This window comes from Leptotrichia wadei (genome assembly GCF_007990545.2).
Classification (GTDB): domain Bacteria; phylum Fusobacteriota; class Fusobacteriia; order Fusobacteriales; family Leptotrichiaceae; genus Leptotrichia; species Leptotrichia wadei.
Map to the genome: position 1 here is coordinate 1,812,903 of NZ_AP019829.2, position 15,300 is coordinate 1,828,202.

Annotated in this window: 17 protein-coding genes; 9 read left to right on the top strand and 8 right to left on the bottom strand. The window is 27.9% G+C overall.

What is annotated here, in order from left to right; genetic code table 11:
• The first annotated feature begins 29 nt into the window (after window positions 1-29).
• From FVE73_RS08330 to cbiB, 9 genes are all read left to right on the top strand, one after another.
• Complete coding sequence (locus FVE73_RS08330; protein ID WP_018498131.1) at window positions 30-1,058, top strand: DUF262 domain-containing protein; 1,029 nt, start codon at window positions 30-32, stop codon at window positions 1,056-1,058.
• Window positions 1,059-1,169: 111 nt separating this feature from the next.
• Window positions 1,170-2,288, top strand: coding sequence for an AAA family ATPase (locus tag FVE73_RS08335; protein WP_018498132.1), 1,119 nt, complete (start codon window positions 1,170-1,172; stop codon window positions 2,286-2,288).
• Entirely contained in the window at window positions 2,282-2,767 is a 486-nt protein-coding gene (locus FVE73_RS10965; protein WP_232058505.1) for a hypothetical protein, read from the top strand. The genes FVE73_RS08335 and FVE73_RS10965 overlap by 7 nt, the downstream gene beginning before the upstream one ends.
• Before the next feature lie 175 nt (window positions 2,768-2,942).
• Window positions 2,943-3,218: a hypothetical protein gene (locus FVE73_RS10970; RefSeq protein WP_232058506.1), complete on the top strand. Its 276-nt coding sequence runs from the start codon at window positions 2,943-2,945 to the stop codon at window positions 3,216-3,218.
• A gap of 22 nt (window positions 3,219-3,240) precedes the next feature.
• The gene (gene xseB, locus FVE73_RS08345; RefSeq protein WP_026239006.1) at window positions 3,241-3,462 is read left to right on the top strand and encodes an exodeoxyribonuclease VII small subunit; all 222 of its coding nucleotides are present in this window, start codon (window positions 3,241-3,243) and stop codon (window positions 3,460-3,462) included.
• A 12-nt stretch (window positions 3,463-3,474) separates the two neighbouring features.
• Entirely contained in the window at window positions 3,475-4,365 is an 891-nt protein-coding gene (locus FVE73_RS08350) for a polyprenyl synthetase family protein (protein ID WP_026239007.1), read from the top strand.
• A gap of 43 nt (window positions 4,366-4,408) precedes the next feature.
• Complete coding sequence (locus tag FVE73_RS08355) at window positions 4,409-5,188, top strand: polyphenol oxidase family protein (RefSeq protein WP_018498136.1); 780 nt, start codon at window positions 4,409-4,411, stop codon at window positions 5,186-5,188.
• Between the two features lie 20 nt (window positions 5,189-5,208).
• Window positions 5,209-5,766, top strand: coding sequence for a hypothetical protein (locus tag FVE73_RS08360; RefSeq protein ID WP_018498137.1), 558 nt, complete (start codon window positions 5,209-5,211; stop codon window positions 5,764-5,766).
• 67 nt (window positions 5,767-5,833) lie between these two features.
• Window positions 5,834-6,775, top strand: coding sequence for an adenosylcobinamide-phosphate synthase CbiB (gene cbiB / locus FVE73_RS08365; protein WP_018498138.1), 942 nt, complete (start codon window positions 5,834-5,836; stop codon window positions 6,773-6,775).
• A gap of 71 nt (window positions 6,776-6,846) precedes the next feature.
• On the opposite strand, the gene speB is transcribed toward cbiB, so the two are convergent.
• From speB to FVE73_RS08405, 8 genes are all read right to left on the bottom strand, one after another.
• Complete coding sequence (gene speB / locus FVE73_RS08370) at window positions 6,847-7,698, bottom strand: agmatinase (RefSeq protein ID WP_018498139.1); 852 nt, start codon at window positions 7,696-7,698, stop codon at window positions 6,847-6,849.
• 31 nt (window positions 7,699-7,729) lie between these two features.
• Window positions 7,730-8,572, bottom strand: coding sequence for a polyamine aminopropyltransferase (speE, locus tag FVE73_RS08375; protein WP_018498140.1), 843 nt, complete (start codon window positions 8,570-8,572; stop codon window positions 7,730-7,732).
• A 157-nt stretch (window positions 8,573-8,729) separates the two neighbouring features.
• Window positions 8,730-9,260, bottom strand: coding sequence for a glycoside hydrolase family 108 protein (locus FVE73_RS08380; RefSeq protein ID WP_018498141.1), 531 nt, complete (start codon window positions 9,258-9,260; stop codon window positions 8,730-8,732).
• A 71-nt stretch (window positions 9,261-9,331) separates the two neighbouring features.
• Window positions 9,332-10,795, bottom strand: a complete 1,464-nt coding sequence (locus FVE73_RS08385) for an aminotransferase class I/II-fold pyridoxal phosphate-dependent enzyme (protein ID WP_018498142.1) — start codon at window positions 10,793-10,795, stop codon at window positions 9,332-9,334.
• Between the two features lie 589 nt (window positions 10,796-11,384).
• Complete coding sequence (gene speD, locus FVE73_RS08390; RefSeq protein WP_018498143.1) at window positions 11,385-12,248, bottom strand: adenosylmethionine decarboxylase; 864 nt, start codon at window positions 12,246-12,248, stop codon at window positions 11,385-11,387.
• 248 nt (window positions 12,249-12,496) lie between these two features.
• Window positions 12,497-13,372, bottom strand: a complete 876-nt coding sequence (locus FVE73_RS08395; RefSeq protein WP_018498144.1) for a hypothetical protein — start codon at window positions 13,370-13,372, stop codon at window positions 12,497-12,499.
• Window positions 13,373-13,384: 12 nt separating this feature from the next.
• Window positions 13,385-13,954, bottom strand: coding sequence for a hypothetical protein (locus FVE73_RS08400; protein ID WP_018498145.1), 570 nt, complete (start codon window positions 13,952-13,954; stop codon window positions 13,385-13,387).
• 309 nt (window positions 13,955-14,263) lie between these two features.
• Window positions 14,264-15,229, bottom strand: coding sequence for an AEC family transporter (locus FVE73_RS08405; protein WP_018498146.1), 966 nt, complete (start codon window positions 15,227-15,229; stop codon window positions 14,264-14,266).
• Between the last annotated feature and the right edge of the window lie 71 nt (window positions 15,230-15,300).

Genomic DNA, 15,300 nt, shown 5'->3' on the forward strand with positions numbered 1-15,300 from the left:
TTTATTAAAAAATAAAAATAGGAGAAAATATGAAAATTGAAGAAACAAATGAAATAGAAGAAGAAATAGAGAATGAAGAAACAGAGAATGAAGAAACAGAAAAAAATAAATTAATAACAAATCCTTTTAATACAAAAGATATAAAAATAACTCCTAAAACAACAAGTTTAGATAATATAATTAAAAGATTAGAAAATGAAGAAATAGATTTAAATCCTGATTTTCAAAGAAATGGAGGATTGTGGGATAATTCTAAAATGAGCAGATTAATAGAATCAATTATTTTACGATTACCTCTTCCTATTTTTTATTTTGATATTTCAAATAATGATAAATGGATAGTAATAGATGGGTTACAAAGGTTAACAACAATAAAAAGATTTATTGTTGATAAAAATTTGAAATTAACTAATTTAGAATTTTTAAAAGAATTTCAAGGTAAAAAATTTGATGATTTAGAGCGAAATATAAGAAGAACAATAGAAGAAACAGAAATTGTGACATACCAAATGGAACCACAAACACCTAAAGAAGTGCGATATTCAGTTTTTAATAGAATAAATACAGGAGGAATAACTTTAAATCCTCAAGAAATAAGGCAGGCATTAAATCAAAAAAATAATGGTGTGAAATTACTTGAAGAAATAACAAAAGAAAAAGATTTTAAAAATATTGTAAATGTAACTTCTAAAAGAATGGTTGATAGAGAATTAGTTTTAAGATATATTGCTTTTAAAAAATATAATTATAGAAAACTTAATCAAGAAAAAAAATCTTTACCAAAGCTATTGGATGAAACAATGGAAATTGTTGATACTATAGAATTTGAAAATAATGAATATGTTGTTATGAAAACATCATTATTAAAAACATTAAGTAATTTAATAGAAATTTTTGAAAAGAAATACTTATTTAATAAAAAACTAATAGATAACAGTAAAATAAAAGTTCTGAATAAATCATTATTTGAAATATGGACAGTTTTAGTAAGTGATTTAGATAATAAAGAAATATTAAGATTAAAAAATAAGAAAGAAATTTTGAAAAAAAATATATAGAATTATTAAAAGATCAAGATTTTAATGATGCAGTTACAAGGGGTACAAATGATAGAAAATCTGTAGTAAAAAGATTTTCTCTTTTAGAAAAATTGATAAGGAGTGTTATAGATGATTAATAAATTAAAATTAATTAATTTCAAATGTTTTAAAGAAAATGAATTTTTTTTTAAAGAATTAAACTTATTGACAGGAATAAATAGTGGGGGTAAATCTTCTGTGATTCAAAGTTTGTTATTAATAAAACAAAATTTTGAAAAAAGACAAGAGATAAAAGAGTTAATAAAATTATTGAGTTTTAATGATAAAAATACTGTTTTTAAAGATATATTTCTGAATGATAAATATGTAAAATTAGGTTTAATTAATGATATTTTGAACGAAAAAGCAATAGATGATGAAATTTTCATAGAATTGGAAATAGATAATAAAAAATTAGATACAAAAATAAAATTAGATGATGAAAAGAAAATTGTAGCACAATATAAAAAAATAGAAAATTGGGAATTTCTAATAAGTGAAGATAATTTTTTTTATTTATCAGCTAATAGAATTTTCCCAAAAGAAAATTATGAATATTCTAGAGAAAAAATTTTAAAAGGTCAAATTGGAAATAATGGAGAATACTCAATACATTATCTTGCTGAATATTATAATGATGAAATAAAAATAAAAAATTTAAAATCAAATGATACAAATAATTATCAATTTAGAGAGAATGTATCAAGATGGCTTGGAAAAATAAGTAAAGGGATAGATATTACAGCAGTAGTTAATGATGCGAAAGAAGAAGTTAGGTTAAATTATAACTATGGTAGTAGAAATTTTTTGCCACAAAATGTTGGATTTGGTATTACTTATACTCTGCCAATAATAATTTTATTATTAAAAGCACAAAAAGGAGATATTATTATCATAGAAAATCCTGAAACACATTTACATCCAGCAGCTCAATCTGAGCTTGCAAAACTATGTTGTAAAGTTGCGGCAGAAGGAGTTCAGTTAATAATAGAAACTCATTCAGATCATTTTTTAAATGCTATTAGAGTATCTGTAAAAGAGAATATAATTTCTTCAAATGAAGTTCAAGTATATTATTTCAATAAAAATTATGAAGAAAATGAAATAGAAATGGAAGAAATAAAAATAGATTCTAATGGAAGAATAGAAAATTGGCCTAAAGGTTTTTTTGATGAATGGGATATTCAGTTGGAGAAACTTTTATGGTAGAGTTTGTGATATTAAATAGTTCTTCTTTACCATTTAAAGATAAATATGAGTTTGAAAAAAATATAATAGAATTTTTAAAAGTAACAAATTATCTTTCCCAAAAATTAAAGAATTATATAAAAATAAAAACTTTTATTGAAATTAAAGATATGATAATTTATTCAAATAAAACTTTAAAAGAAACTATATATAGCATTAAAGATGAGGTTTTAAGAAGAAAATTATTTTCATTAATATCAAATAAGGTTATAAAAATTGAAAATCCAATATTAAATAAAACAAATGAAAATAAAACTTATGGTTTAAAAGAATACAAATATGAAGATAAAGAAAATAAAGAGTTCGGATATGTAGATATTTTTGGAACAGTGCTTGTAAGTTTTTTATCTAATGAAAAATGGAATAAAATAGAGATAGAGTTATTAAAAATATCTTTTTTAGAAAATGAAGAAATAAAAGAAGAAAAAATAAATTCTTAATATTAGTCTGGAAAAGCATTTTGAAGAAATAAGAATAAAAGAATTTTTAGAAGATAGAAAAATAGAAATTATAAATGAACTAATAAAAAATTATGAAAACAAAAAAGATTTCTTAAAAAAAGTACATATTAATAAGGTTGTTGAAGAGACTTTTACAAAAATAAAAAATACTAGAATGTTTGAAGAATTTGTGACAATAGTTTGTAATTTGGAAATGGGAGCAAAAAAAATAAAAGATTATGAAGTTTCTGATGAATCTGATAGTGTTAAAGGTAAATTTAAGTTGAAGGAAAAAAGATGTTTTAAATTTGATGATGGTAGTTATAGATATATTTTTAAACATATGAAAAATTTTTCTAATGGTTATAGAATGTATTTTGAAGAAAAAAAAGATAAAATTATTATATGTTATTTTGGAAAACATTTATCTACTAAAAAACATAAAAATTAAGAATGAAAGGAGAAAAATAAAAATGGCAGTAAAAAAACAAAGTTATGAAGAAAATATTGCACAAATTGATGAAATTTTGGAAAAATTGGAAAGCGAGGAATTGTCGCTAGATGATTCAATTTCTGAATACGAGAAGGCAATTAAGCTTATTAAGGATTCGGAGAAATTGCTTGAAGCTGGGGAAGGGAAAGTTATGAAGGTACTTGAAAAAAATGGGAAAATGGAAATGGAAGAATTTGAATGATTGGGAGATAAAATGCTACAGAAATATTTAAAAGAAAAAAAGAAAGCTGTTGAAGACAATCTGATAGAATTACTTGGGAATTATAGGGGTAAATATCCTGAAAAATTGGCAGAGGCAATGGAATATGCAGTTATGAACGGAGGAAAGCGAATCCGTCCTATTTTGATGTATATGATTTGTGATTTGTTTGAAAAAAATAATTGTAAAAGTTATGATAAAATTAAGGAAATTGCTGCTGCACTTGAATTTATACATTGCTATTCACTTGTTCATGATGATTTACCAGCGATGGACAATGATGATTACAGACGTGGTAAACTTACAGTTCACAAAAAATACAATGAAGCAATCGGGGTTCTTGTGGGAGATGCTCTTTTGACGGAAGCCTTTGGAATAATTGCAAATTCTAAAAGTTTAGGAGATAAAAATAAAATTGAGATTATTTCAAGATTATCTGAATATGCAGGATTTTTTGGAATGGTCGGAGGACAGTTTGCGGATATAGAATCTGAACATAAGAAAGTGGAAATTGACACGTTAAAATATATTCACGCACATAAGACTGGAAAATTACTGACTGCTGCGATTGAATTGCCAATGATTGCTTTGGATATTGAAGGTGAAAAGCGTGAAAAAATGGTAGAATATTCAAAATTATTGGGAATTGCCTTTCAAATTAAGGATGATATTTTAGATATTGAAGGGGATTTTGAGGAAATTGGTAAAAAATCGAATGATGTGAAAAATGAAAAAACCACTTATCCTAGCATTTTTGGGTTGGATGAGAGCAAAAGGCTACTTCAGGAATATTTGGAAAAAGCAAGAAAAATTATTGTTGATGACTTTAATGGGAATCAATTATTTTTGGAATTGACGGATTATTTTGGGAATAGGAAAAAATAAATAATTAAATATATTGAAAATTATAATTTAAACGGGAGAAAAAATGTTTATCGAGAAGAAAAATTACTTTTATATTGAAGAATTTGAAAAATATGGGATAACGGCAGTTTATACAAAAAAAAATGCTGGAAATATGTCTGATTATTGTCCAATTAAAAATCAGGAAGAAGGAATACAGAAAAAAAATCGGGAAAAATTATTAAAGGAATTAGGTTTGTCAAATAAACAGGAAGTTATGACTTTTCAGACTCATTCTAACAATGTAAAAATTATTGATGAAAATACAGAAAAGTATTATTATGAAAAGCAAGATGATATTGATGGATTTTTGACAAAAAGGAAGGATATTGCGATTTTTACATTTTATGCGGATTGCTTGCCGATTTTTGTATATGATAAGGAAAATCAGGTTATAGGAGCGTGGCATTCAGGGTGGCCAGGAACGTTTAAGGAAATGATGAAGTCAGGGCTTTTGGAAATGCAAAAAAAATATGGGACGCAAGTTGAGAATGTAGTAATGGCGTTAGGAATTGGGATTGGTCAAAAGGATTATGAAGTTGGAAATGAATTTTATGATAAGTTTGTGGAAAAATTTGGGAAAAGTAACAGAGAAATTGTGGAAAAATCATTTTGGTTTAATGATAAAACAGGGAAATATCATTTTGACAATACAAAATTTAATGAACTTATGGCACTCAAACTTGGGATAAAACAGGAAAATTTGATTGTAGCAGATGAAAGTACATTTGATGAAAAATTTCATTCTTATAGAAGGGAAAGAAAAAACGCTGGAAGGGCTACGGCTATGATTAGTTTTAAATAAAAAAGGGAGGAGACAAATTTATGAAAAAAATTTTATTTTTAGTATTTTTAATGATAGAAGCAATAGGATTTTCAGTTAATTGCAATTGGTATACAGGGAATACAGAATCTGCAAGCAAAATGGTAGAACTGGTTAAAAATACAAAATTAACAGATAAAATTTATTGTGATGTAGAAAAAAATAAAATGGTATATGAAACAGAGGATAAAAATAATGATAGTTTTATGGAAGTAGGGTTAATTTATAACAAAGGAAGCAAAAAGGGACTTACCTATATTGAAATTGCTAATTATTTGGATGAATTTGAAAAGGATGTAATTAAATTATATCCTTGGAAAAATTTGACAGAGTTAGAATATAGTAATTCTCCAGAATATTATAAATACAGAATGTATATTTACAGTCCTGAAAATAAGGATGAATTTATGATTTATATGATTCTTTATGATACAATAAATGGTGAATGGAAGCGTTTATATAGTAAAGATTTTTGGAATAAAAATGATGAGAATGCTGTTGAAATGATAGAAATTATGGAAAAAGTGGGAGCAAGGGCAACAGATGATATAGTTTATTAAAAAAGTGATTTTTAAGTAAAATAGTTTATAGAAGAGTTACACAATAATGAATAATAGGAGATAAATAATGAATTTTTTAATAAAAATATGGACTGCATTTATTTTGGACTTGATTTTTGGGGATCCGGAAAAAATTACACATCCAGTTCAAATTATTGGGAAAATGATTACATTTTTAGAGAAAAAATTATATGGGAAAAAAGGAAGCTTTGCTGGTGGAGCAGTTTTAGGTATTTTAGTAGTTGCAAGTACATTTTTTGTAATGTATGGATTTGTGGAATTGACAAAAATTGTAAAAGTTTTGGAAATTTTGGAAATTTATTTGATGTATACAGTATTTTCGGTAAAATCACTGGCTCGTGAAGGAAAAAGAGTTTATAAAATTTTAAAATTAGGAAATCTGAAAGTAGCAAGGGAAAAATTGTCTTATTTGGTTTCAAGAGATACAGAAAAGATGGATAAAGTTATGATTATTAGAAGTACGATGGAAACTATTTCGGAAAATATGGTGGATGGCGTGATTGCACCGATGTTTTATATGTTTGTGGGTGGACTTCCGCTTGCAATGGCCTATAAGGCAATAAATACACTTGATTCAATGGTTGGGTATAAAAATGAGAAATATGCAAAGTTTGGTACATTTTCAGCAAAATTAGACGATATGGTAAACTTTATTCCAGCCAGAATTTCTGGGATTTTTATAACAGCAGCAAGCTATATTTTGAGATACAATTACAAAAATGCATGGAAAATATTTAAAAGAGACAGAAAAAATCACGCAAGTCCAAATTCAGGACATTCAGAAAGCGCAGTAGCAGGAGCGTTGGGAGTCCAGTTTGGTGGAAAAGTTTCCTATTTTGGAAAAGAAGTAAAAAAGCCGACAATTGGAGATAAATTAAAAGAATTTAGATTAGATGATATAAAAAAAAATATATTATTAATGTATATGACAAGTTTTGTCTCAATGTGCTGTTTTTCAACAATTTATTTAGTTTATTTAATGTTATAAAATTATTTTAATTTCAGATCATATTTAAGTTATGTACACAAGGGGTTAAGACCCCCTTGCTAAATCAAAAACTATCTATAAATAAACAACAAGATTTCCCTCAATAATTTACAAGCTAATGCCGTAGATTGCCCAGATTGATCATACACAGGCGACAGTTCATTCATATCAAGTCCAACAATATTTAACTGAGAAATTTTTTCTATTGCCTTATGAAGTTCCACAAAAGTAACTCCTCCAGCTTCAGGCGTTCCAGTTCCAGGAAATTCCGATGGATCAAGCACATCTAGATCCAATGTAAAATATACTGGTTTCCCTTTCAATTTTTCCACAACTTCATCAAGTCCGTCAAAATTAAATTTTGTCGTGTGAAGATGTTCCTTTGCAAACTTCCATTCATCTCTTTCTCCACTTCTTATTCCAAATTGAAAAATCTTACCATCTCCAACAATATCCCAGCATCTTCTAATTACAGAAGCATGCGAATAATACTGCCCTAAATATTCATCTCTCAAGTCTGTATGTGCGTCAAACTGGATAATATGCAAATCTGGATATTTTTCGGCAACTGCTTTCACAGCTCCCAGCGTAACAGAATGCTCTCCACCAATCATAAACGGAATTTTCCCATCTTTCAAAATTTTTGCCGTTTCATCCTGAATATCCTGCAACGTACTTTCTGAATTTCCAAACGAAAGTTCCAAGTCTCCACCATCAAAAACCTTAATATCCTCTAAATCCTTATCTTGATAAGGACTATAAGTTTCTATTCCAAAACTCTCATTTCTCATAACCGCCGAAGCAAATCTAGTCCCTGGTCTAAACGAAGTTGTACTGTCAAACGGTGCTCCAAAAATAGCAATTTTGCTCTCATTATATTCATTGTCACACCCTATAAATGTATGTATATTTTTATTTCTCATATATAAACTCTCCTTCTAGTTTTTATTCTAATTATTTTATTAAATCTTTCACATAATTTGGCAAAGCAAATGACCCTTTATGCAATTCCGTATTATAATATCTCGTTTCTATGCCAAACTTATTCCATTCATCAGCCTTCAAATCTTCTACAGGATTATATTTTTTTGAAGCAAATCCAAATAGCCAGTGTCCTGACGGATATGTCGGTATATGTAGCTGATAAACTGTTGCAAAGGGGAAAACTGCTCTTAACTGTTTATTTGCTCTTGCTGTTGCTTTAGCATCCGCCTCATAATAGGGACTTTCATGCTGATTTACAAGAATTCCGTCATCTTTTAGCGCATTAAAGCAATTTCCATAGAATTCCCTCGTAAATAAATCTTCTCCAGGCCCAAATGGATCAGTTGAATCCACAATTACAATATCATATTCATCTGTCTTGGAACGTACAAATTTCAATCCATCCTCGTAATAAATACAAACTCTTTCATCATCCAGCTTATTCGCTGTCTTAGGTAAATATTCACGGCAAAGATCGACAACCATCTTGTCAATTTCCACCATATCAATTCTCTCAATATGTTTATACTTTACAAGTTCACGGACAGTTCCGCCATCTCCAGCACCAATAACCAATATTTTCTTAGCTTTAGGATTTACCGCTATCGGAACATGTGTTATCATCTCATGATAAATAAACTCATCCTTTTCTGTTAACATCATAAATCCATCCAGCGTTAGAAACCGCCCAAATTCCTGTGATTCAAAAATATCTATTCGCTGAAAATCACTCTTCACACTAACCAATTGCTTGTCAACCTTTATAGAAAATCTAACATTTTTCGTATGTTCTTCTGTATACCATAATTCCATCTGCTACACTCCTTTCAATTTGTATTACCTTTTTTTATAAAAATCTTACAATAAAAAAATATCTAGTATTTTATTTTCAATATTTCTTACTTTGAAGCTTTTTTTAATTTCTCAATTTTTTCATTTTTTATAATTTTGTTCTATTTTCTTACATTCATTAAACGTTTCTCAAATAATTTTCCTTAACCTTAATCCTGTTTAACCATCCTGTCAAAAAATCATTCTGAGTCGCATCTCTTTTAGCAAGGTATTTATAGTATTCACGCTGTAAACTGTGATATACAACCAAAAATTTATCTGGATTAACTTCATTTAAATATTTTAGCGTCTGAGTTCCAATTGCTCCATCCATACTCACAACATTTTTACCATAAACCTTATTCACAGCCTCCTGTGCCTTTTTAATTCCATATTTTCCAGCATTTACTGAAAAATCAAATATGCTTAGTGCCACTTTATCATTTTTCACTTGATCCAATTTTCTAGCCTTATAATATTTTTCCTCATAAATTTTTTGTGCCATTGCTTTTGTTAAATCTTTCATATTTCCTTTGTACCCACATTCTCTGGCTCTTTCTTTAGTAATTCCGTACTTTGTTTCCCCGCCTTTATCATTCTTATCATTAGAGTAGCTTCCTTCAACTAGCAAAATATAATTAAAAAATTTCAAAAATCTGCTGTCAGCCATTTTTATTTCCTTCTTTCATTTATTTTAAGCAGAATCCTGCAGATACTGTCTGTGTTCTTATATCAAAAATTTCACTCCAAAACAACATTTATCTTTTCAACATGCATATCCTCAGTTCCTGTTAATAGACATCCTTTTTCTTTCGCATATTCAATATAACTTATAATTTCCTCTGTAATTCTCTCCCCTGGTGCTAATATTGGTATCCCTGGCGGATAAGCCATAACAAATTCTCCACTTATTTTACCCGCACTATCTTTTATAGGAATCATTTCTTTTTCTGAATAAAAGGCTTTTTGTGGCGGAAGCACAACATCAGGATTTATATATTCGTGATCAAACATTCCTGTTGAATCTTTTGAATAAAGCCGTTTAATTTCTGCAAGCGAAGATATTAGCCGTTCTATTTCCAATCCTCTGTCTCCCGCCGAAATTATCGCCAAAATATTTCCCAAATCTCCAAATTCAATCTGAATTTCATAATCATCCCGCAAAATATCATAAACTTCAATTCCAGCAAGCCCAATATCTTTTGTATACACAGATAATTTTGTCATATCAAAGTCATAAACCGAATCCCCATCAATCAGTTCTTTCCCATACGCATAATATCCACCTAGTTTATTAATTTCATTTCTGGCATATTCTGCAAATTTAACCGTCTTTTCAAAAAGTTCCTTCCCATTTATTGCTAAATTTTTTCTTGCCACATCAAGCGATGTCATAAGCAAGTATGAAGAACTTGTAGTTTGAGTCAAGTTAATAATTTGACGGACATAATCGGCATTTATTCGCTCTCCACTTAACAAAATCGAACTTTGTGTTAAAGAACCGCCTGTCTTATGCATACTAATTGCAGCCATATCCGCTCCAGCCGCCATTCCTGAAATTGGTAAATTATCGTCAAAGGAAAAATGTGCTCCATGTGCTTCATCAACTAGCACAAACATATCATTTTCATGTGCCAGTTTTACAATAGATTTCAAATCTGAACAAATTCCGTAATAAGTAGGATTATTCACTAATATTGCTTTTGCATCAGGATTTTCCTGAATTGCCTTTTTCACATCATTAATCGACATTCCAAGTGATATTCCCAATTTTTTGTTAAGTCCAGGGTTAATATAAACTGGAATTGCTCCGCAAATTACCATCGCATTAATGGCACTTCTATGCACATTTCGTGGAATAATGATTTTATCTCCAGCCTTGCAAGTCGCCATAATCATAGCCTGCACAGCCCCAGTTGTCCCGCTTACCATAAAATAAGCCTCTTTTGCTCCAAAAGCCTCTGCCGCTATATCCTGTGCCTCCTTAATAACCGAAGTTGGATGGCATAAATTATCAAGCGGCTTCATCGAATTGACATCCATCTGCATCGCATCCAGCCCAATAAAATCCCGAAATTCCTTATTTCCACGCCCTCCTTTATGCCCTGGCACATCAAATCTCACAACCCTGTTAGAAAGATGATTTTTTAAAGCATCAAAAAGAACTGTCTTATTCTGTCTATCTTTATCAATATTTTTCCCCATTTCTTCAACTCCTTTCATATTTTTACTTTTAATTATTACAATTCTAAATTCCAAAATTTTTCATTAAATATTTAGACAAGTTACATTTACATTTTGATTAGTAACTATTTTTTTATAATTTATATGCTTTTTTTCTTAAAAGCAAAGGGGAACAATCGCCATCCCCTTTTATTTCGCAATATTAGTTATTTCAATTTCTTCAAATTATAATATCTGAAGATTTTGGCGAAAGTACTACGCACTAATCCCAGCTCGTCTAAGCATTTTCAATTCAATTATAATATGTAATTTGATGAAAATAGATACCAAGCAAAATTTCGTTAGAAGAAAAATAGATGTTTGAGCTTTTGTAATTTATTTTAAAGTTAAATATATTTATTTGTATTAAAACAATTTATACTCAAAAGCAAGTTCTATTTTTCTTTTATAAGAAAGTTTTGCGTCAAGCGGGGTTGTAAGGGCATGGCGTTTGATGCCCTTACGTTAAAATAAAATATAAAAAAAGAAAAAATAACTATTAACTAGACAAATCTAAAATAAAATTTATAAAATAGTTAATTTGAAGACTTAATTTAAGTATAAAATATTCTTAATATATATTCATTCCACTATAAATTTCAATCATTTCCTTCCTAAGTCTATCCGTAATTTCCAGCCTTTTTTTAGGTGCGATTTCATAAACATCTTGATTGAATAGATAATTTTGTAATCTGATTTCCTTTATTAGCATTTTTGTATGGAAAATATTAGACTGATATACATTTACGTCAATTGCATCGTATATTTTTAATTTTTCAGGCTCAATATAATCTTGAATAGAAGTTATATTATGATCTGTAAAAAATTTCTTTCCTGAAATATCTCTTGTAAATCCACGTATTCTGTAATCAATTGTAATTATATCAGAATCAAAGCTGTCTATCAGATAGTTTAACGTATTTAATGGCGAGATTTCTCCACAAGTTGCAATATCAATATCCACTCTAAAAGTGGAAATTGAATTATCTGGATGGTATTCTGGGAAAGTATGCACTGTTATATGGCTTTTATCCAAATGAGCATGAACTGTATCAGTATCCTGACTTGCCCCACCTTTTTTTATACTGTTTTCATCCATTCCAATTTCCTCAAAAAATGACTTTCCTCTATTACAAGATTTATCGATATTTTCTGGACTTATTCTTTCTTCTGCAATTAAAACATTTACAGAGGCTCCTTGTGGCTCGTAATCCTGTTTTGATATGTTCAAAACTTGTGCTCCAATCATTTCTGCCACACGAATAAGTATTTTTGTAAGTCTTTCTGAATTATATTGCTCATCAATGTATGCAATATAGTCCTTCTGCTCCCTCTCTGTTTCCGCATAGCAAATATCATAAATATTAAAGCTTAACGTTTTTGTTAAATTATTAAATCCATACAGCTTAATTTTATTATTTTCCAATTCATTCATCACTTCCTATCTCATTTTCATAAATTTTTTTCACAACGATATTAAAAAACTATTTATAATACCAAAAAAATCTATATATTTCCCTAAATTTCACTCATAATTTCAAATATATTTTTTCGCCAAATTATAACATTTATACACAATTTTTACAATGAAAATTATAAAATGAATTTCCTTTTAAAAAATTAAATCAAAAAAATCACAGCTAAATTAATAACTGTGAATTTAAATTTATATTATGACAATTTTTATAAAATCATTCTATACTTTACTATTTTATTTTCACATCCCATTACATAAATTTCATTTTCAATCACACAAATTTTTATAATTCTCTCCTTTAATATTTTTTCCTGTTTTAAAATATTAAACTTCATGTCTGTAATTATCAATTCCCCATTTTCCAGTCCGATAAAATATTTACCTTCAAATTCTTCAATATATGTTACTTTTCTATCTGAAATTTTTATTGAATTATAAAGTTCCTGATCCAGAATATTCCATATTTCAACCTCTCCATCTTCTGTTCCCGCAAAATATTGAAGTCCAACTATTTTTGAATAGGCATGATTATTTTCTGTTTTTATTTCAAATATTTTTTTTAATCTGTTTTCAAAGATACTTATTGTATTTATTTGCTCATGATCTTCTCTAAATTTTATTATAACATTTTCTCCACTTGTGAATATTTTATAACTCCCATTTTTTTTACATTTTGAAAGTTTTGTAGAAATTAGCTCTTTTGTATCGACATCATAAGAAAAAAGAGCACTTTCTTTAATATAGACAATTCTTCCACTTGTTATAAAGTTCATAACTTGGATTATATCCCCCATATCAAATACAAGTTCTACTATTCTCTTTTTATTTCCATCACATTTATATACTTTTCCATTTGGAGTAGAAACAAAAAATATACTGGAAACAAACAATTGATTTTTTTCCTTTATATATTTTATAATTTCACAATTTTTTACTTTTCCTCCACTTTCCTTCTCAAATTTTCCCTTATTAAAGTATATTAATTTTTCTCCTGTCGTTATAATCCGCTTATTTATAGGTTCAACACCAAAATCATTTATTCTGGTTTTATAGTTTATATCTTCTTCTAAAATTAATTTCATAGATCCCCTTAATTAATACACTATATCTTCTGTTGGAAGATATCCGGCATTTTTCAAAACTCGTTGCATATTTTCACTTGTTCTTGAAAAAATTTCATTGTTATAATAAATTTTCCAATCTCCATCAGGCTTGGTTGTATCAAAAATATATTTAAATAACATAAAAGTGTCCCCTCTTTTAGCATCATAAACATATAGCCTATAAGTATAATATCTTGGTTTATTTTTTTCATTTTTTTCTGGTATATTTGTCGGAAGTAATTTTAAAATGTCCGATTGAAAGTCAGACAATATATTAAAAATATTTTTATAAGTCAGTTCTTTTTTTTCGTTTAAATTATAAAGCAGTCCAATTTCTATATTCCCTATTCCGACATAATATGTCATATAATCGTTTTCAACATCACAATAGATACTTCCTTTTAATTGTGAGTGATTTATTAGCTCAATTTCCTTGGATACATAAATATTTGGATTTTTAATCCATTTACACATACTTTTATTTTTAGTTGCACTTACATTTGTGTTTGAGAATGAAATTCCTGATACTAACAAAGCAAGTATTAATATTGATTTTTTCACTTTTCCTCCTAAAATTTATAGTTGATGTATTAGTACTAAATTTTATTTAATAAGAACGAATTTATATTTTAATTATTTTATTTAATTTCTTAACAAAAAATCTGATATTTAAATAATAAATAGCACATAACTATTTTAAAATCAAATTCAAAGATTATAATTACTCTATTCAAATTTACATTGTTAATAAAAGTTTACCATATTTTCTTATTAATTTCAAGAATAATAGTTTAATCAATAAAATTGAATTTAATTAATACTTTAATTACTAAAAAAGAAAATCAAATTAATGATTTTCTAAATTTTAAATCAAATATGAATTACATTAAGTATACTCATAAGAATTGGTACAACTAATATAAATAAAATCGTACTTGTAGTAACTACATTCGTAGAATATCCAATATCTCCATCAGTTTCATTTACTAAAATAGGCAATGCTGCAAATACTGGTGCTGCCGACTGAATTACAAAAGTTTTTATTTCCAAATCATTCAAATGCACATAATGTTCTGCAATTTTCAAAAGCACAATCATAACAATTGAAGAAAACACAAATCTTCCAAGTAACGCCAAATTTGTATCCAAATCAAATCTAATACTATGAAGCCCTGCATCTGCCAATACAATCCCAATATACAGCAAAGCAAGCGGTGTGACAATACTTCCGAGATACTTAGTAGTTTCTACAATCGGTGTCATAATTTTTATTCCTGAAAGAAGAACAACAAAGGCGATAACAAAGGCAATAAGTGGTGGTGATAATAATTTTTTCAGATTAAATCCACCTTTTCCATCTCCACTTCCTCCTTCCATCGGATCATTTGCCAAAAGCATATATCCCAAAGTCCATATTGATACTGTATTAGTAATGTAATACATTAAATAGTATTTTGAAGCAGCTTCTCCAAAAAGAGCCATATTTAAAGGAAGTCCAATAAATATTGTATTTGCATTAACTACCGCATTATAAAACACTCCACGTCTTCCATTTCTCATTTTTACTATTTTTATAACAACAAAAGCAGCAACATATCCAATAATCACTGAAGCAAATGTAAAAATCAGACGGTTTGACACTTCCTTCAGGGCATCCATATTTAAATATTTTAAGACTGAATAAAATATTGAACAAGGTAAAGCCACATTTGTTATAAGTTTTGATACATTTTCACTGAATGTATGATGAAACCAGTGTCTTTTTTTCAAAACATATCCAATTGCAATCATAACAATGATGGGAAAAATACTTCCCAACGATTTCAAAAAAATCATTTTTAAATTCCTTTCTTTTTATTAAATTTATTCAAAAAACAAAATTTATAAACTAAACAAGGCAAGGACTT

What these genes read in the sequence shown, in the direction of transcription:
- FVE73_RS08350 (WP_026239007.1), top strand. Translation starts at nt 3,475, where the DNA reads ATGCTACAGAAATATTTAAAAGAAAAAAAGAAAGCTGTTGAAGACAAT.
- FVE73_RS08360 (WP_018498137.1), top strand. Translation starts at nt 5,209, where the DNA reads ATGAAAAAAATTTTATTTTTAGTATTTTTAATGATAGAAGCAATAGGA.
- speD (WP_018498143.1), bottom strand. Translation starts at nt 12,248, where the DNA reads ATGAATGAATTGGAAAATAATAAAATTAAGCTGTATGGATTTAATAAT.
- FVE73_RS08405 (WP_018498146.1), bottom strand. Translation starts at nt 15,229, where the DNA reads ATGATTTTTTTGAAATCGTTGGGAAGTATTTTTCCCATCATTGTTATG.
- speE (WP_018498140.1), bottom strand. Translation starts at nt 8,572, where the DNA reads ATGGAATTATGGTATACAGAAGAACATACGAAAAATGTTAGATTTTCT.
- FVE73_RS08355 (WP_018498136.1), top strand. Translation starts at nt 4,409, where the DNA reads ATGTTTATCGAGAAGAAAAATTACTTTTATATTGAAGAATTTGAAAAA.
- FVE73_RS08395 (WP_018498144.1), bottom strand. Translation starts at nt 13,372, where the DNA reads ATGAAATTAATTTTAGAAGAAGATATAAACTATAAAACCAGAATAAAT.
- FVE73_RS08380 (WP_018498141.1), bottom strand. Translation starts at nt 9,260, where the DNA reads ATGGCTGACAGCAGATTTTTGAAATTTTTTAATTATATTTTGCTAGTT.
- FVE73_RS08385 (WP_018498142.1), bottom strand. Translation starts at nt 10,795, where the DNA reads ATGGGGAAAAATATTGATAAAGATAGACAGAATAAGACAGTTCTTTTT.
- cbiB (WP_018498138.1), top strand. Translation starts at nt 5,834, where the DNA reads ATGAATTTTTTAATAAAAATATGGACTGCATTTATTTTGGACTTGATT.
- xseB (WP_026239006.1), top strand. Translation starts at nt 3,241, where the DNA reads ATGGCAGTAAAAAAACAAAGTTATGAAGAAAATATTGCACAAATTGAT.
- speB (WP_018498139.1), bottom strand. Translation starts at nt 7,698, where the DNA reads ATGAGAAATAAAAATATACATACATTTATAGGGTGTGACAATGAATAT.
- FVE73_RS08330 (WP_018498131.1), top strand. Translation starts at nt 30, where the DNA reads ATGAAAATTGAAGAAACAAATGAAATAGAAGAAGAAATAGAGAATGAA.
- FVE73_RS10970 (WP_232058506.1), top strand. Translation starts at nt 2,943, where the DNA reads ATGTTTGAAGAATTTGTGACAATAGTTTGTAATTTGGAAATGGGAGCA.
- FVE73_RS10965 (WP_232058505.1), top strand. Translation starts at nt 2,282, where the DNA reads ATGGTAGAGTTTGTGATATTAAATAGTTCTTCTTTACCATTTAAAGAT.
- FVE73_RS08335 (WP_018498132.1), top strand. Translation starts at nt 1,170, where the DNA reads ATGATTAATAAATTAAAATTAATTAATTTCAAATGTTTTAAAGAAAAT.